Here is a 17440-nt window from a genome sequence, read left to right on the forward strand (position 1 = left end):
GGTACTGCAATGTTCAATGACCTGAGTCGTCTCGGTAAGTACCTCGGGCAGGCCGCGCGCCTGATGGTCGGCATGCCCGACTACGACACCTATGTCGAGCATATGCAGACCAGGCACCCGGACAAGCCGGTGATGAGCTACGAGGCGTTCTTCCGGGAACGCCAGGAAGCCCGTTACGGCGGCAAGGGTGGGCCCAAGTGCTGCTAGCCTGCGTGGCTTGCAGATAACACCGCACGGTAGGAGCCCGGCTTGCCGGCGAAGGTGTTCCTGAGGACGCCTTCGCCGGCAAGCCGGGCTCCTAGCGTTTTTCTAGCGTATGGGAGATTCGCGTTTGTCCGTTCCTATTCCCGTCACCGTCCTCAGCGGTTTTCTCGGCGCCGGCAAGACCACCTTGCTGCGCCACCTGCTCAAGGCCGAGCACGGCCTGAAAATCGCCGTGATCGAGAACGAATTCAGCGATGCCGGCATCGACACCCAACTGCTCGGTGCCGAGCCGGTGCAAGTCATGACGCTGTCCAACGGCTGCGTCTGCTGCACCATCCACACCGACCTGACCAAGGCGTTGTATCTGCTGCTCGAACGCCTGGACCGTGGTGAAATCCTCTTCGACCGACTGGTGATCGAGTGCACCGGGCTGGCCGACCCGGCGCCGGTGGCGCAGACCTTCTTCATCGATGAAGAGCTGCGCGAACGCTACCTGCTCGACGGCATCATCACCCTGGTGGATGCCGCCCACGCCGAACATCACCTGACCCAGACCATCGCCCAGGCGCAGATCGGCTTTGCCGACCGACTGCTGGTGAGCAAGCGCGACCTGGTGGACGAAGCGACCTTCGACGCCTTGAGCGAGCGCCTGACGCGGATCAACCGGCGGGCACCGATCCGCATCGTCGAGCATGGCAATATCGACCTGGCAGAACTGCTGGATGTCCGCGGCTTCAACCTCAACGCCGACCTGGGCGGTGGAGTGAGCCTGCGGCCGGTCCGCAAGGGGCACTCCATCGACCGCATTTCCAGCCTGGTGCTGCGCACCGACCAGCCGCTGGATATCGATCGGCTCAGCGAGTTCATGAACGAGCTGCTGGAGGATCACGGCAAGCAACTGCTGCGCTACAAGGGCGTGCTGAATATCGCCGGCGAACCGCGCCGCCTGGTGTTCCAGGGCGTGCTCAAGCTTTACGGTTTCGACTGGGATACCGAATGGGAAGAGGGCGCGGCTCGCGAGAGTGTCATCGTCTTCATTGCCGATGATCTGCCTGAAGAGAAGATCCGTGAGGGCTTCGAGCGTCTCGCCTCAGGGCAACTGGCGAACCTCGGTAGTACGGCCGTATAGCCAGGCTGTCAGGGCTATTGTCAGGCATGCCAGCGACAGTGCCTGGCTTTCGGTGGGTAGCAGGCTGACCAGCACACCTGCGAGAACGGCCATCAACTGATGAAGCAGGCCGATCAGGGCCATGGCTTGTGGGCCGGACTCGACCTGCTGTTGGCAGGCCAGAAACTGGCACAGGGGATAGCTGATCCCCTGGCCGATAAGGATCAGGCAGTAAGATAGCCAGAGTGCCAGTGAGCTATCGCCGGCGAATAGCAATGCGCCAGTAGTCATCAGGGCTGCTCCTACAGGTAACAGCAGCAGACCGATGTTGAACAACCTGAACTGATTTCGGCCAGGAGATGCCAGCCGATTGACCAGCAAGGTGCCCAGCAGATACGCCACACTGATGGGCCAGCCAAGCAGGCCATAGTCCAGGCTCGTCCAGTTGAACTGTTGTTGGAAAATACTGGGGGCGAGGCCATTGAACACTACGATAATCGTATAGCCTAATCCCCCCGCGACCACAGGGCGTATGAAGGACGGCGCTCGCAGCAGGTCCAGGTAAACGGACCAGTCCGGAGCATGGCGTGGCTTGGTCGTGCGTTTTCCCGCGGGGATCAGCGAAGTACCGAGCAGCAGGCCGGCAACACCGATCAGCGCAAAGCCCGGGCGCCATCCTGATGAAGCATCGAGGACGGAGCCAAGAAACTGAACGATCCCCAGAGACAGGACAAAGCAGATGGATAAGGCGCTCAGCGCTTTTGCCAGTTGATAGCCATGAAAGCATTCTCTAAGCAGACCACGAGCGCTGACAGAGGCCCCGCCAGCCCCAATACCTTGCAGAAGTCGCAGGGTGAGAAACGTCCAGCTTTCCGAGGTTGCTGCCAGTAGCAAGCTAATGGCTCCATACAGTAACAAGGCTACGCTCAGTGTTCGAGAGTTACCCTGTGCTGCGCACAGCCGCCCCCATAACAGCATGGGGGCGCCCATTCCCAGCAGGAAGAGTCCAAGCGTCATGCCCGCAAATCTGCTGCCAGCCTGCAATTCCTCGGCAATGCGAGGCAATGAGGGCAGATAGAGTGTGATACCGGCTTGTGCCATTAATACCGCAAGGCAGGTGATGAACAGGATGGAGCGCTGGTTCATGCTGCGGTGAGCTGCTTTGAACCCATCAACTGCTCCTTTGGTGAGCTGATTCAAGAAACTCTGTCAGGTGGTCGCAAAATACCCTTATCAGGGAAGGCTCCATATCCGCTCGCAGTGTGATTCTCACCGCAGCTTGGTTCTTTGGCACAACCGGAAAGAAAACCGCTGACGTAAGAAAACCATTTTCTGCGAGGTATGCCGAAGCCTTGTTTGCCTTAGTCGCATCGCCGACCCGAACGATTCTGATGGGGGAGGGGCTGAATGCTTGTTCACTGCTGATGAGTGAGTCGAACAGTCGAAGGTTATCCTGCAGTTTTTGCTGGCATTGATTCAGTAGAGCGCTGCGATGGAGTGCGATTGAGGCTTGTCCTGCGCCTATAGCTGCAACATTCAGGCTTTGGGACCAGTTGCTGGGGCCGCCGTAACGTTGCATCAGGCGTTTTTGCTGCGCATCGCCAAACATCGCCAAACCGCCACCGGCTCCGAATGCCTTGCCCAAGGAAGCAACGATAAGGGTATTTTCTCCGAGCTCGTCAATGCTGGACCGAGCGTGCCCCCAGCCGTGGTGTCCCACTGTGGACAGGGCATGAGAGTCATCCAGATAGAGGAACAGGCCGTAGCGATTCTGAAGATACAGCAGGTTTTTGATATCCGCGATGCCGCCCATGCTATAGAAGCCATCGGCGATGTAGGCGACACGTTGTCGGCTGCGGCACAGGCTTTCCAATTGATTGATGTCGTTATGCGGTAGAGTGAGCACCTCGGTTTCGTCCGCACAGACCGCCTTTACATGGTTCATCGAGTAATGGGCAAACCTGTCGAACACCAGGGCAGGAGCCTTGCTTGCGGTGAATACCCCTGCCGCCAGTAGCGGGAGAACTCCGGCGCTGGCTGCGCTGCAGGATAGTGTTGCCAGGCAATGACTCTGAAAAAGGCTGGACAGGTCAGCTTCATATTCTTCAAGCAGTGACAGCTTGCAACGATTCTTCGAGTTGGCGATACGCAAGGTTCCTGCTCTTGTTATCGCCTGAGTCGCGCCCTTGAGGAGATCGGGGTGGTAGTCGAGCCCCAGATAGGACGTTGTACAGAAATGATGGAGGTAGCGACCGTACTGATCCTTCAGATAATTCGGCCGCATGACCTCGACATTCAGGTTGGACAACTTGCTGTCCTGAGAGACATTCCAGTCTTGCTCTGCCGTAGCAACGACTCGTTTGTAGTTGGTATGCAGATTGCGTTGGCTTTCCATGCTGTTGTGCCCCGGTCATGAGTCAGGTTGTAAGCATGGTTGTGATATGTGTTAAGTGTGTATCGGATGTTTCCGGCAGAAAGGAAGGTAGCTTCCCAATGTTTCAGAATGCTCCCACAAATGGGGCTGGCGATTGAACGGTTTATGATTGCGCTCAGCCCATGAGCGCTGGGCTGCTCTTGCTCAGGACCATTGCAAGGCTGCAAGCCGCTCCAGATAGGCCGTCAATTCCACCATCGCGGTGACCACATCGCCATTCTCCATGGCATTGACGATGGCTTCACGTATACGCCAATCCTCGGTTCTGGGTGGGTGCTGCATCAGTGCCAATCCGGTCAAAGGCACCAGTTCCTCAAGGAAATGTACCAGTGGCGTATTTCCGGCCATGCGTGCCAGTTCCAGGTGAAACTCCGTTCCCAGCCTGATGGCAGTTTTCTGCCGGTTGGATTCGCAGCTCTGGCGTTCCCGGGCGACCAGTCCTCGCAGCGATTCCAGCGCCAGATCAGTTACCGTTGCACAGACCCGTTCGATAGTGCTGTATTCAGCCATCCGCCGCGCCTGCAGGACCTGGCGTATCTGTTCGGCATCCGGTTGGGCGACGTGGGCCCGCTGATTCGGGCGGGCGTGGATGATCCGTTGGCGGGTCAGTCGCGTCACCACGCGACGTACCTCGCTGCGGCCGGCGGTGTAGGTGCGCATCAACAGCTCCTCGCTCAGCCCTGCGGCGAAGCGTCCTTCGAGAATGTCCTCGAAAACCCGCGTATAGAGGCCGTCGGCGCCCGGCAGTGCCTGCCGGGCATGAGGCCGCCGGCGCGCGCGGGCGGCGGGGAAGGGCAGAAGTGTCGCTACGCTGTTCATGACCGGTCTCCCTTCGAGAGGTGGATTACTGCTCGATACTGCCCGGATGGTCGTCCGGAATGGTGAGTTCGATGCCCATGCGCAAGCCTTCCTGAAGAATGTGCCGGCGCATTTGCGCACTGGCCAGGGCGCTGTTCTTGTTGCGGATGGCGCGGACCACGGCTTCGTTTTCCTGCAGGCGTTCGGCCAGGTGCTCCGGCGAGTTGCGCAGGACCTCGGCGCTCTGTTTGAGGGCGTTGCCGGTCTGTTGCACCACGTTCTGGAATATCGGGTTGGAGGTCAGGGCGAACAGCTCTTCGTGGAAGGCGATGTAGGCGTTCAGCCCGGCCTCGCTGTCGTTGGCCTCCAGGGCTTCGCGCATGTCCATCAGGGTCAGGCGCAACTGGCCGACTTCCTTGCTGCTGATCGATTGCGCCACCAGACCGACGATGAACGGTTCCAGGGTGTAGCGCAGTTGCAGGATGTCCTCGAGGCTGGCCTCGGTCATTCCTTCGTGAGCCCGTACGGTTTCTGCAGCACTGTTCAGGACCAGCACGCCCTTGCCGGGCATGGACCGCACCAGGCCAAGGGTCTCCAGAACGGTGACGGCTTCGCGCAGGCTCGGGCGGCTGATGCCCAGTTGTTCGGCCAGCTCACGCTGGCCCGGCAGCATCTCGCCCGAGCGCCACTGACCACGGGCCAGGGCGGCGCGGAGTTTTTCCACCACTGAATTGACGACGGTCGATGAGCTGATCACGGTGCTCTCCCAGGTGAAGCGGTCAGGTCACGACCCGCAGGCAGCGCCGAGGCGGGCCCTGCCGGGTCGGTACAGGTGCCCTTGCGTGGGCATATCGCATCAGAACTCCTGCTGATGAGCGGAGGGGTTCGGCTTTCTCGGGGTGAAGGCATAACCCTGCTGGCCTTCGAGCACCTTGTGCGCCCGCTGCAGGTCGATGTCCTTTTCCCAGCGGGCGATGGCCACGGTGGCCACGCAGTTGCCGATCAGGTTGGTCATGGCCCGGCCGATGCCCATGAACCAGTCGACCGCCAGCACCAGCACCAGGCCGACCACCGGAATCGCCGGGATCGCCGACAGGGTCGCGGCGAGGATCACCAGGGCCGAACCGGGAATGCCATGGGCGCCCTTGGAGGTGATCAGTGATACCAGCAGGATGGTCAGCAGGTCGGTCAGGGCCAGCGGAGTACCGGTGGCATTGGCGATGAAGACGATGGCCAGGGTCAGGTAGATCGAGAAACCGTCTAGGTTGAACGAGTAGCCGGTGGGAATCACCAGGCCGACCGTCGAGCTGCCGATGCCCAGGTGTTCGAGCTTGCGCATCACTTGCGGCAAAACGGCGTCCGAGGAGGCTGTACCCATGACGATCAGCAGGTCTTCACGGAAATACTTGAGGAACGGCAGGATCCGCAGCCCCGACACGCGCATCACCAGGCCGAGGATCAGCACGACGAAGGCCAGGCAGGTGACATAGAACAGGGCCACCAGGTTGCCCAGTTGCCGCAGCGATTCCAGGCCGTAGGTGCTAGTGGTGAAGGCGATGGCGCCGAATACGCCGATCGGCGCCAGGCGCACGATCATGCCCATGATGCGGAAGATCACATGGCTCAGTTCGTTGATCAGACGCGAGATGCCCGAGGCCGACTCGCCCACCAGGTTCAGGGCGCTGCCGAACAGGACCGAGAACAGCAGCACCTGCAGGATGTTGTTGTCGGCAAAGGCGCTGAGTACCGAGTTGGGGATCAGGTCCATCAGGAACTGCGTGGCCCCGCGCAGGTGTTGGCCACGATCGGCGAGGTCGCCCAGGGCGGCCTTGGACAGTTGCTCCAGATGGATGTTGGCGCCGCTGCCGATGCCGGTGGAGAAGGCCAGGATCAGCCCGATCAGCAGGGCAATGGTGGTCAGCACCTCGAAGTAGATCACCGACTTGAGGCCGATACGCCCGACCTTCTTCAGGTCGCCGGCGCCGGAAATGCCGCTGACCACCACGCAGAAGACGATCAGCCCGATCAGCATCTTGATCAGCTTGATGAAGCCGTCGCCCAGGGGTTTGAGCTGGGTTGAGTATTCGGGAAGGGTGAGCCCGAAGATGATGCCCAGCACCAATCCAAGGACGACCTGAAGGAAAATCGAACGCGAGCACCATTTGAGCATGGGGAGGATCCTGGTCGGCGTTCCTTGTCCGGACCTGTGGCCACGGCATTGGAACTTAATTGTTGTGGTCTTACCGGTATGTCCAGTGCGGGTTCAGTCTACGCCCGGATTTTCTGGGATAACAAGCGGTTTTTCGAAAAATTGGTTCGACCGGTCTGACCAGTTATCGCGATGTGCCTTCGCTTCTGCAGGAGCAGGGCTTGTCTGGGGGCGCTCCTTGAGGGGGCAGGGGATTTTCTTGAGGCGAAAAAAAGCCCGGTCATCGCTGACCGGGCTCTTTCGTGCTGCGTGATGCGGGCGTATCAGGCGCCGTATACCGGCAGCTTCTTGCAGATGGCCTTGACCTTCTCGCGAACGGCATCGATCACCGCTTCGTTGTTCAGGTCAGCCAGGATGTCGCAGATCCAGCCAGCCAGCTCGCGGCATTCGGTTTCCTTGAAGCCACGGGTGGTGACAGCCGGGGTACCGAAGCGCAGGCCGGAGGTGATGAACGGCGAGCGTGGATCGTTCGGCACCGAGTTCTTGTTCACGGTGATGAAGGCCTTGCCCAGGGCGGCATCGGCGTCCTTGCCGGAGATGTCCTGCTTGATCAGCGACAGCAGGAACAGGTGGTTCTGGGTACCGCCGGAGACCACGTCGAAGCCGCGGGCGATGAACACTTCGGCCATGGCCTGGGCGTTCTTCACCACTTGTTGCTGGTAAGCCTTGAACTCAGGCTGCAGCGCTTCCTTGAAGCAGATCGCCTTGGCCGCGATCACGTGCTCCAGTGGGCCGCCCTGGGCGCCCGGGAATACGGCGGAGTTCAGCTTCTTCTCGATTTCCGGGTTGGCCTTGGCCAGGATCAGGCCGCCACGCGGACCGCGCAGGGTCTTGTGGGTGGTGGTGGTGACCACGTCGGCGAACGGCACCGGGTTCGGGTAGACGCCAGCGGCGACCAGGCCGGCCACGTGGGCCATGTCGACGAACAGGTAGGCACCGACCTTGTCGGCAATGGCGCGGAAGCGGGCGAAGTCCAGCACCTGCGAGTAGGCGGAGAAACCGGCCACGATCATTTTCGGCTTGTGCTCGACCGCCAGGCGCTCGACTTCGTCGTAGTCGATCAGGCCGTTGGCGTCGATGCCGTACTGCACGGCGTTGTACAGCTTGCCGGAGGAGGAAACGCTGGCACCGTGGGTCAGGTGACCGCCGTGGGCCAGGCTCATGCCCAGGATGGTGTCGCCACCTTGCAGCAGGGCCAGGTAGACAGCGGCGTTGGCCTGGGAACCGGCGTGCGGCTGAACGTTGGCGTAGTCGGCGCCGAACAGTTCCTTGGCGCGGTCGATAGCCAGTTGCTCAACCACGTCGACGTATTCGCAGCCGCCGTAGTAGCGCTTGCCTGGATAGCCTTCGGCGTACTTGTTGGTCAGCACCGAACCCTGGGCTTCCATCACCGCGGGGCTGGTGTAGTTTTCCGAGGCGATCAGCTCGATGTGCTCTTCCTGGCGCTGAGCTTCTTGCTCCATGGCGGCAAAGAGATCGGCGTCGTACTTGGCAATAGTCAAATCACGGCTGAACATGGCGGTCCTCAAGGATCGGGGGGGCAGAAAGGAGGGCATTCTAACTCAATGGTCTTTATCTGGCATATGAAAGGGCATCATGTCGCAGATAAGTGGCATTCAGCTTGGATTGGCGGGGGCCATCGCGGGCAGGCAGTTGCGTAAAACCGGTGGGAGCGGGCTTGCCCGCGAATAGCGTCAGCTGTCGCGCCGCGGGCTTTCAGTCGAACATGAACAGCGCATCATTGCTGAACTGCGCCTCGAAGCGGCCCGCCGCCATCGGCCGGCCGAACAGGTAGCCCTGCACCTCGTCGCAGCCGTGTTCACGCAGGAAGTCCAGTTGCTCGTGGGTCTCCACGCCCTCGGCGATCACCGCCAGGTTCAGGCTGTGGGCCATGGCGATGATCGCCCGGGCGATCTGCGCATCCTGTTCGCCCGACGGCAGGCCGTCGACGAAGGTGCGGTCGATCTTCAGCACGTCGATAGGGAACTGCTTGAGGTAGTTGAGCGAGGAGTAGCCGGTGCCGAAGTCGTCCACCGCGATGCTCAGGCCCAGGTTCTTGAGGCCGGCGAGGATCAGCATGGCTTCGCTGACTTCGCGCATCAGGATACTTTCGGTCAGTTCCAGTTCCAGGCACGCCGGCGGCAGGCCGGTGTCGCGCAGGATGGTGGCGATGCGCGTACCCAACTGGCCGTCGGAGAACTGCCGGGCGGAAATGTTCACCGAAACCTTGGGCACGCGGACCTTGTTCTGGTGCCAGGTCTTGAGCTGGCGGCAGGCCTCGGCCAGCACCCAGTCGCCGACATCCACCACCAGCCCCAGTTCTTCGAGTACCGGGATGAAGTCACCCGGCGGCACCAGGCCGCGACGTGGATGGCGCCAGCGCAGCAGTGCTTCGGCACCGGTCAGGCGCTTGCCGTCGCCGCTGAACTGCGGCTGGTAGTAGAGCACGAATTCGTTCTGTTCCAGGGCGTGGCGCAGGTCGCTTTCCAGCTCCAGGCGCTCCAGGGCGCTGGCGTTCATGTCGGCCTGGTAGAACTGGAAGTTGTTCTTGCCGCGCTCCTTGGCGTGGTACATCGCGGTATCGGCGTTCTTCATCAGTTGGCTGAGCTCGCTGCCGTCCTGCGGGCTCAGGGCGATACCGATACTGGCGGTGACGAAGAACTCGCGGCCTTCGAGCACGAACGGCGTGACCAGGCTGGTGAGAATCTGTTCGGCGACGTGAATCGCCCGGTTCAGAGCCATCTCGCGGGTCGCCCGTGGCTGCAGCAGCAGGGTGAACTCGTCGCCACCCATGCGCGCCACGGTGTCGTCCTCGGCGACGCAGGCCAGCAGGCGGGTGCCCATTTCCTTGAGCATGCGGTCGCCGGCGGCGTGGCCGAGGGAGTCGTTGATCGGCTTGAAGCGGTCGAGGTCGAGGAACATCAGCACCACCCACGCCTTCTGCCGCTCGGCCTGTTGCAGCGCGGTGTGCAGGCGGTCCTGGAACAGCGTGCGGTTGGGCAGGTGGGTCAGGGCGTCGTAGTAGGCCAGGCGGTGGATCCGCTGTTCGCTGGCCTTGCGCTCGCTGATGTCGCTGAAGAAGCACACGTAGCTGGCCAGGTCGCCCTCGTCGTCGAGCACCGCGGTGATGCCGACCCAGGCCGGGTAGTGCTCGCCGCTGCGGCGCTTGAGCCAGACTTCGCCTTCCCAGGTGTTGTGCTGCTCCAGTTGCTTGAGCACGTAGCGCAGGTGGGCTTCCTGCTGGTCGTCGACGGTAAGCATGTTGGGCAACTGGTCCAGCACGTCGGACACGGCATAACCGCTGACGCGGCTGAAGGCCTCGTTGGCCTGGACGATGTAGCCGGCCGGGTCGGTGATCAGGATCGCCGAGGTCGAGTGCTCGAATACCGTGGCCGCCATGCGCAGGTCTTTCTCCGCCCGGCGTTGCTGGCTGATGTCGCGGCCGACGCCGAGAATGCCTTCGAACGCGCCGTGCTCGTCCCAGACCAGCACCAGCCGCAGTTCGATCGGGATCTTGCGGCCGTCGGCCCGCAGGCAGTCGAACAGGAACAGCTGGGTCTGGACCTTGCTGCGCAGTTCGGCCAGTTGTTCGGGTTTGTCCAGGGCCTTGCTGACCCGTTCCATCAGTTGATAGATGCCGGTCAGTTGCGCCGGGTTGGCGATGGTCGAGTGCCAGCCGTGCTTGAACACCCAGTCGGCGTCATAACCGAGGACGGTCTGCACCGAAGGGCTGACATAGTTCAGCTGCAGCGTGCTGTCGGTGGAGAAGATCACGTCGCTGATGCTTTCGGCCAGCATTCGGTAGCGTTGTTCGCTGTCGCGCAGCGATTCGCTGGCTTCGATCTGGTCGGTGATGTCCTTGGCCACGCCGATGATCCGCGTGACCTGGTCGTACTTGTCCCGGGCCAGGGCCTGTTCGCGGATCTCGAAGCGCCGCCACTGGCCGTCGCGGTGGCGGAAACGCAGCTGGCACTGCAGCAACTGGCTGTAGCCGGCGTGGCGCTGCTGGTGGCGCAGGCGGTGATAATGCTCGGCATCCTCCGGGTGCAGCAGGATCTCCCAGAAGTATTCGCCCATCTGGTGCAGCTCGCTCTTGCTGTAGCCGAGCGTCTGCCCCAGGTGGTGGTTGCTGAAGATCATCCGCTGGCTGATCACGTCCTGGACGTAGAGGTGGTCGGGCACCGTCCGGACCACGTCCGACCAGAAGCCTTCGCGTTCGAGCAGCGACAGTTCGATCAGCTTGCGACTGGTGATATCGCTGATGCTCAGGATCACCGCGTTGTAGTCGCTGGGGTCTTCCGGCAGGCGCAGCACCAGCCACAGGTGCTGGTCCTGGCCGTGGGCATCGGTCTGCTTGATTTCCAGTTCCAGCTGGCTCTGCCGGTTGATCAGCGCATCGACCAGCGGATAGCCGATACCGGTGACCTGGCTCGGGCAGCCCTCGATCAGGCAGCTCCAGGCGCTTTCGCGGGAGTCGACATTGAGCAGGCGCAGCGCGACCAGGTTGATTTCGGTGATGCGCAGTTGTTCGAACAGCAGGCGGCGATGTTGCGGGTCGTGGGCGACCCACTGCCTGAGGCTTTCGCTGTCGCCCAGTCGATGGTTTTCCAGGAACCCCGGCAGGCTGGAGAGATCGAGAACGCACAGCGCCACGCCGGTGCCTTCGAAGATTTCCTGGTAGCGCCGGCGGCCTTCATGCACCTGGCGCTGGCGGCGCCGCATGTTGATCAGCGCCAGCACCGGCAGCATCGACAGGCCCAGGCCCAGCAGACACTTGCCGATCAGGGCCGGCAGCAGTTCCTCGAGCATCTTGCGCTGGTCGAACAGGCCGCGCAGTTGCCAGTCGCTGTTGGACAGTGGCGCGATCAGCACGCTGTTGGCCTCGTCATCCGGCTGCAGCACCGACGGCCGCGGACTGATGTCGTTGTGGCGGCTGAGCACGCGATGGTTCAGGCGGTTTTCGATCACCCAGGTCGGGCGGAATTTCTGTTCGGTCTGGCGGGTCAGGCTCTGGAACAGACTCGGCCCCAGGCGCAGCGCCCAGTAGCCGTTGGTCTCGCCAGTGGCCTGGCGCAGCAGCAGGTGGACGATCGAGCCATCGTCGTCGTTGGTGAAGTAGTAGGCCTGGGTGCGGTTGCTGTGCCGGACCAGTTCGCTCAGGTAGTCGATGTCACGGCTGTCGGTGGCGCTGTCGCTGATCAGGTTGCCCTTGATGTCGAACAGGGCGAAGCTCTGGATGGAAGGCAGGGACAGGCGCAGTTTGCCGAGCAGTTGCTGTTGCTGCTCGGGGGTCTCGGGTTTCTCGAAGATCGGCAGCAGGTTGGCGGCGATCTGCGCATCGAGCTTCATGTTCAGGCTGATGTGGTCGGCCAGTTCGGCGCTGTAGTCGATACTGTACTGGCGCTGGATCTTGCGGGTCTGCTGGAACTGGTCGATCAGTTGCCAGAACAGTACGGCGAGCATGAGCAGCACCAGGATCGCCAGAACAGCCTTGATTGTGCCGCGCAGGGGCGTGCCGGACACCTGGCGGGATGCGCGCGCGGACGATGGCGGGTTGGCGTTGCTCAAACTGTGATCCTGCGGTTGGGCTGGATTGGCGCGACGTGCACTATAAGCCGGACGCCCGAAGGGCGGCTAGCATGCCTTGACTTGTGGCAAAGTGCCAGCCCTGTTCCGCCCGGTGGTTTGCCCTGGTGCACACATTCAGGTAATTTTACCTGTTACGCGGGCGTTTTTGCGCTCCCATAGTTGACGCAGGATTGGCGCTGCATTCGATGATGCATAACGCATGCCGCGCAATGCTGCCGGCCCGGGCTGCGCCTTCATATTTCATCAGTCACTGACGCTAGGTTCTCCATGGCTCAATACGTCTTCACCATGCATCGGCTGAGCAAAGTTGTGCCGCCGAAGCGGGAAATCCTGAAAAACATCTCCCTGTCGTTTTTCCCGGGCGCCAAGATCGGCGTCCTTGGCCTGAACGGCTCGGGTAAGTCCACCCTGTTGAAAATCATGGCCGGCGTCGACACCGAGTTCGACGGTGAAGCGCGGCCGATGCCGGACCTGAATGTCGGCTACCTGCCGCAGGAGCCGCAACTGGATCCGACCAAGAGCGTGCGCGAAGTGGTCGAGGAAGCGGTCAGCGTGATCAAGGATGCCCAGGCCCGCCTGGACGAGGTCTACGCCGCCTACGCCGAGCCGGATGCCGACTTCGACAAGCTGGCCGCCGAGCAGGCCAAGCTGGAAGCGATCCTGCAGGCCAGCGATGGCCACAACCTGGAGCGCCAGCTCGAAGTCGCCGCCGACGCGTTGCGCCTACCGGCCTGGGATGCCCGTGTCGAACACCTGTCCGGTGGCGAGAAACGTCGCGTGGCCCTGTGCCGCCTGCTGCTTTCGGCTCCGGACATGCTGCTGCTCGACGAACCGACCAACCACCTGGACGCCGATTCCGTCGCCTGGCTGGAGCACTTCCTGCACGACTTCCCGGGTACCGTGGTGGCGATCACCCACGACCGTTACTTCCTGGACAACGTTGCCGGCTGGATTCTCGAACTCGACCGCGGCGCCGGTATTCCGTACGAAGGCAACTACTCGGGCTGGCTGGAAGCCAAGTCCGAGCGTCTGGCCCAGGAATCCAAGCAGCAGTCGGCTCACGAGAAGGCCATGAAGGAAGAACTGGAGTGGGTGCGCAAGGGCGCCAAGGCACGCCAGTCGAAATCCAAGGCCCGTCTGCAGCGCTTCGAGGAAATGCAGTCGCAGGAATTCCAGAAGCGCAGCGAGACCAACGAGATCTATATCCCGGCCGGTCCTCGCCTGGGCGACAAGGTCATCGAATTCAAGAACGTCACCAAGGGTTACGGTGATCGCGTTCTGATCGACAACCTGTCGTTCAGCATGCCGAAAGGCGCGATCGTCGGTGTGATCGGGGGTAACGGTGCCGGTAAATCGACACTGTTCCGCATGCTGATGGGCAAGGAGACTCCGGACTCGGGCAGCATCGAGATCGGTGAAACCGTGCAACTGGCCTGCGTCGACCAGAGCCGCGAGGACCTGGACGGCAGCAAGACCGTATTCCAGCAGATCTCCGACGGTTCCGACCAGATCCGCATCGGCAACTACGAGATCCCGTCGCGTACCTACGTCGGTCGCTTCAACTTCAAGGGTGGCGACCAGCAGAAGTTCGTCAAGGACCTGTCCGGTGGTGAGCGCGGTCGCCTGCACCTGGCACTGACCCTGAAGGAGGGCGGCAACGTCCTGCTGCTCGACGAACCGTCCAACGACCTCGACGTCGAAACCCTGCGTTCCCTGGAGGAAGCCCTGCTGGACTTCCCGGGCGCGGCCATCGTGATCTCCCACGACCGTTGGTTCCTGGACCGTGTGGCCACCCACATCCTGGCCTATGAGGACGATTCGCAAGCGGTGTTCTTCGAAGGCAACTACACCGAGTACGAAGCCGATCGCAAGAAGCGCCTCGGCGACGCAGCGGCCCAGCCACATCGCGTACGGCACAAGAAACTGGCCTGATCGGGCCGGCTGTGGAAAAAAGCGGAGCCTTCGGGCTCCGTTTTTTTATGCCCGCCTTTGCGCTGTTTCCGCTTTGGTGCGTCGTCGTGCTCTCATGCGCTTTTAGGGTGCTCTCAGGGCCTGATTCACCCATGGATTTACATAAAAAGCACCATTTAAATTCATAAGTGCGACATTTTGCACTGTCATAGTGCCAGTTCAGTTGCTAAAGTCCGGGTCGACTTATTGAAAACGACAACTCATTGACGAGACCCTTCCCATGATCGAATCAGTCGACCACTTCCTTGCCCGTCTGAAAAAACGCGATCCGGACCAGCCGGAATTCCACCAGGCGGTGGAGGAGGTCCTGCGCAGCCTGTGGCCTTTTCTGGAGGCCAATCCGCACTATCTGACCTCGGGCATCCTCGAGCGTCTGTGTGAGCCGGAACGGGCCATCACGTTTCGCGTGTCGTGGGTCGACGATCAGGGCAAGGTCCAGGTCAACCGTGGCTTCCGCATCCAGATGAACAGCGCTATCGGCCCGTACAAGGGCGGCCTGCGCTTCCATCCGTCGGTGAACCTCGGCGTGCTGAAGTTCCTCGCCTTCGAGCAGAGCTTCAAGAACGCCCTGACCTCACTGCCGATGGGCGGCGGCAAGGGCGGTTCGGACTTCGACCCCAAGGGCAAGAGCGATGCGGAAGTCATGCGTTTCTGCCAGGCGTTCATGAGCGAGCTGTATCGCCACATCGGTGCCGATGTGGACGTGCCGGCGGGTGACATCGGCGTCGGCGCCCGGGAGATCGGCTTCCTGTTCGGCCAGTACAAGCGCCTGGCCAACCAGTTCACTTCGGTACTGACCGGCAAGGGCATGAGCTACGGCGGCAGTCTGATCCGTCCGGAAGCCACCGGCTTCGGCTGCGTGTACTTCGCCGAGGAGATGCTCAAGCGCCAGGGCGACCGCGTCGAAGGCAAGCGCGTGGCGATCTCCGGCTCCGGCAACGTCGCGCAGTACGCGGCACGCAAGGTCATGGACCTGGGTGGCAAGGTGATCTCGCTGTCCGACTCCGAAGGCACGCTGTACTGCGAGGCCGGGCTGACGGAGGAACAATGGCAGGCGCTGATGGCGCTGAAAAACGTCCAGCGCGGTCGGATCAGCGAACTGGCGCAACGTTTCGGCCTGGAATTCCTCGCGGGTCAGCATCCATGGGCCCTGAGCTGCGATATCGCGCTGCCGTGTGCGACCCAGAACGAACTGGATGCCGAGGCGGCCCGGACCCTGCTGCGCAATGGCTGCATCTGCGTGGCCGAAGGCGCGAACATGCCGACCACCCTGGAGGCTGTGGATATCTTCATCGACGCCGGCACCCTGTTCGCCCCGGGCAAGGCCTCGAATGCGGGCGGCGTGGCGGTCAGCGGCCTGGAAATGTCGCAGAACGCCATGCGCCTGCTGTGGACCGCCGGTGAGGTCGACAGCAAGCTGCATGGCATCATGCAGTCGATCCACCATGCCTGCGTGCACTACGGTGAGGAGAACGGCCGGGTCAACTACGTCAAGGGCGCGAACATCGCCGGCTTCGTCAAGGTCGCCGAGGCCATGCTGGCCCAGGGCGTGGTCTGAGTCTCTCTAGGCCGGGTCGATCCGGGTGATCTCGATCATCCGGTCGCCGGCCGGACGCCTCCACAACACCTCATCGCCGAGGCGCGCCCCGAGCAGCGCCCGTCCCAGCGGCGAGCCCCAGTTGATCAGGCCGCTGGCGTAGTCGGCCTGGTCTTCCCCCACCAGTTGCACCCGCTGTTGCCGGTCCTGTTCATCGACGAAGGTCACTTGGCTGCCAATCTGCACGACTTCGCTGGAGGTCGCTGGCGCGGCGAGTTGGGCGCTGGCCAGGCGCTGGTTGAAATAGCGCAGGTCGCGTTCGATGTCGGCCAGGCGCTGTTTGTCGGCCTGGTCGCCCAGGGCGCTCTGCTGACCATGCTCGGTCTGCAGGGCGGCGACGCGTGCCTGCAACTGGGCCAGGCCCGTCGGGGTGACGTAGTTGGGTTGGGTGCTGATCTGGCGCTCCACCGGCTGGCTGGCCTGGGTGGCGGCACTGTCTTCATTGACGAAGGCGCGACTCATGGCGTTCTCCCTTGACTGGCATGGGCAGCATGCTCGCAGGATTCGGCAGGGAATGGTTGCCCGAAAGCGACCTATTGCGAACGGTAGGCCCTTGCCGCATCGCGGTCCTTTTCCTGTTGCCAGGCACGCTCGCGCTCATCCCAGTGGCGGTCCTTGTAGGCCTCGCGGTCTTCGTTCTCGCGCATCGCCTGGCACTGGCGGAAACCGTCGTCCCAGCCGGTGGCGTACTCATGCTGCTGGAGGTAGCGGGGCACGTTTTTTCTGAATTGACCGGTGATGGCCCCGGCGGCTTGCCGGCCACTGGCACAACCGTCGTCGAAACCATCGGCGAAGGCCGGTGGATAACCTTGCATGAGCAGATGGTCGCGGGTCGACTCGCACCCGGCGAGTGCGATCATCACGCCCAACAACAGCCAACGCCACATTCCGACACCCTGATTGCCTGACCTGCCTGTCGTTGAGTGTAGGCCGTTCTTTGTCAGTAAGGCGTGAAGGCGCGGTCGCGAGACGGTTGTGTTTGAGCGGTTTGTACCCTCGGCGGGTAAATTTTTCCGGCACGAGTCGTCATCTTTCGATGTAGGGTAATAGCGAGCCGACCGCTCTAAGTCGGTTGTTTCAGCCTCGCGCGAAGGCGCGGGGACGTGTGTGGTCAAAGAAAGAGAGTTGTGTATGAGTTGTTTCAAAGCCCATGGCATGGGGGTCGGCCTGACCTTGTCCGCCTGCGTTGCCTTGGGTGAGCCTCTTCCCGAGAGTTCCCTGCTGGATCGTTATGGCATGACGGTGGACGATCTGCCTGCTGCCACCGTGACACAAGCCCCCAAGGCGGCAGTCGAGGAGCCCGCCAGTCTGTTTCAACTACAACCTGAGCCGCCCCTGGTGGATATTCGCCTCGGCGAGCAGAAAGCGCTGGAGAGTGTGGGTAACATCACCATCGACAACATGCTCAGGCGCGATCAGGAGCATTGCCTGCGTCTGCTGGGGCAGTCGCTGGAACGCGACCCCGGGCATACGAAACTGAAATGTGACTGACCCGGATGGGTATGTCGTGGCCCGCGCCGTCGCGGGCCC

General features: G+C 61.9%; 14 protein-coding genes. 5 read left to right on the top strand and 9 right to left on the bottom strand.

Annotated elements, in window-relative coordinates:
• Positions 1-9 precede the first annotated feature (9 nt).
• A complete protein-coding gene (locus PF66_RS21370) occupies positions 10-207 on the top strand; it encodes a YbdD/YjiX family protein (protein WP_054059064.1) in 198 nt (65 codons plus the stop codon).
• Between the two features lie 109 nt (positions 208-316).
• Complete coding sequence (yjiA, locus tag PF66_RS21375) at positions 317-1333, top strand: GTPase (RefSeq protein WP_162491350.1); 1017 nt, start codon at positions 317-319, stop codon at positions 1331-1333.
• On the opposite strand, the gene PF66_RS21380 is transcribed toward yjiA, so the two are convergent.
• The 7 genes from PF66_RS21380 to PF66_RS21410 form a co-directional block, all read right to left on the bottom strand.
• Positions 1295-2512 carry an MFS transporter gene (locus PF66_RS21380; RefSeq protein WP_152973068.1) on the bottom strand — a complete coding sequence of 406 codons (1218 nt, stop codon included), beginning with the start codon at positions 2510-2512 and terminating at the stop codon, positions 1295-1297. The two genes, yjiA and PF66_RS21380, sit on opposite strands and share 39 nt — an antisense overlap.
• Complete coding sequence (locus PF66_RS21385; RefSeq protein ID WP_054059061.1) at positions 2484-3707, bottom strand: aminotransferase class I/II-fold pyridoxal phosphate-dependent enzyme; 1224 nt, start codon at positions 3705-3707, stop codon at positions 2484-2486. The genes PF66_RS21380 and PF66_RS21385 overlap by 29 nt, the downstream gene beginning before the upstream one ends.
• A gap of 183 nt (positions 3708-3890) precedes the next feature.
• Positions 3891-4565 (bottom strand): GntR family transcriptional regulator, encoded by a 675-nt coding sequence (locus PF66_RS21390; RefSeq protein ID WP_054063767.1) that lies wholly within the window; start codon positions 4563-4565, stop codon positions 3891-3893.
• Between the two features lie 25 nt (positions 4566-4590).
• Positions 4591-5301 carry a FadR/GntR family transcriptional regulator gene (locus PF66_RS21395; protein WP_054059059.1) on the bottom strand — a complete coding sequence of 237 codons (711 nt, stop codon included), beginning with the start codon at positions 5299-5301 and terminating at the stop codon, positions 4591-4593.
• A 99-nt stretch (positions 5302-5400) separates the two neighbouring features.
• Complete coding sequence (locus tag PF66_RS21400) at positions 5401-6714, bottom strand: C4-dicarboxylate transporter DctA (protein WP_054063768.1); 1314 nt, start codon at positions 6712-6714, stop codon at positions 5401-5403.
• A gap of 302 nt (positions 6715-7016) precedes the next feature.
• The gene (gene glyA, locus PF66_RS21405; RefSeq protein WP_054059057.1) at positions 7017-8270 is read right to left on the bottom strand and encodes a serine hydroxymethyltransferase; all 1254 of its coding nucleotides are present in this window, start codon (positions 8268-8270) and stop codon (positions 7017-7019) included.
• Positions 8271-8469: 199 nt separating this feature from the next.
• Positions 8470-12321, bottom strand: a complete 3852-nt coding sequence (locus tag PF66_RS21410; protein WP_054063769.1) for a bifunctional diguanylate cyclase/phosphodiesterase — start codon at positions 12319-12321, stop codon at positions 8470-8472.
• Positions 12322-12609: 288 nt separating this feature from the next.
• Here PF66_RS21410 and ettA point away from each other — a divergent pair, with 288 nt between their 5' ends.
• Together ettA and gdhA are read left to right on the top strand one after the other, a co-directional pair.
• Positions 12610-14274 carry an energy-dependent translational throttle protein EttA gene (gene ettA, locus PF66_RS21415; RefSeq protein ID WP_054059055.1) on the top strand — a complete coding sequence of 555 codons (1665 nt, stop codon included), beginning with the start codon at positions 12610-12612 and terminating at the stop codon, positions 14272-14274.
• A gap of 259 nt (positions 14275-14533) precedes the next feature.
• Complete coding sequence (gene gdhA / locus PF66_RS21420) at positions 14534-15871, top strand: NADP-specific glutamate dehydrogenase (protein ID WP_054059054.1); 1338 nt, start codon at positions 14534-14536, stop codon at positions 15869-15871.
• A 6-nt stretch (positions 15872-15877) separates the two neighbouring features.
• On the opposite strand, the gene PF66_RS21425 is transcribed toward gdhA, so the two are convergent.
• Together PF66_RS21425 and PF66_RS21430 are read right to left on the bottom strand one after the other, a co-directional pair.
• Positions 15878-16372 carry a GreA/GreB family elongation factor gene (locus tag PF66_RS21425; protein ID WP_054059053.1) on the bottom strand — a complete coding sequence of 165 codons (495 nt, stop codon included), beginning with the start codon at positions 16370-16372 and terminating at the stop codon, positions 15878-15880.
• A 71-nt stretch (positions 16373-16443) separates the two neighbouring features.
• Positions 16444-16797 carry a hypothetical protein gene (locus tag PF66_RS21430; RefSeq protein WP_054063770.1) on the bottom strand — a complete coding sequence of 118 codons (354 nt, stop codon included), beginning with the start codon at positions 16795-16797 and terminating at the stop codon, positions 16444-16446.
• Between the two features lie 244 nt (positions 16798-17041).
• Here PF66_RS21430 and PF66_RS21435 point away from each other — a divergent pair, with 244 nt between their 5' ends.
• Entirely contained in the window at positions 17042-17401 is a 360-nt protein-coding gene (locus PF66_RS21435) for a hypothetical protein (protein WP_054059051.1), read from the top strand.
• Positions 17402-17440: the final 39 nt, after the last annotated feature.

The sequence above is a fragment of the Pseudomonas asplenii genome (assembly GCF_001293465.1).
In the GTDB taxonomy this organism is placed as follows: Bacteria; Pseudomonadota; Gammaproteobacteria; order Pseudomonadales; family Pseudomonadaceae; genus Aquipseudomonas; species Aquipseudomonas fuscovaginae_B.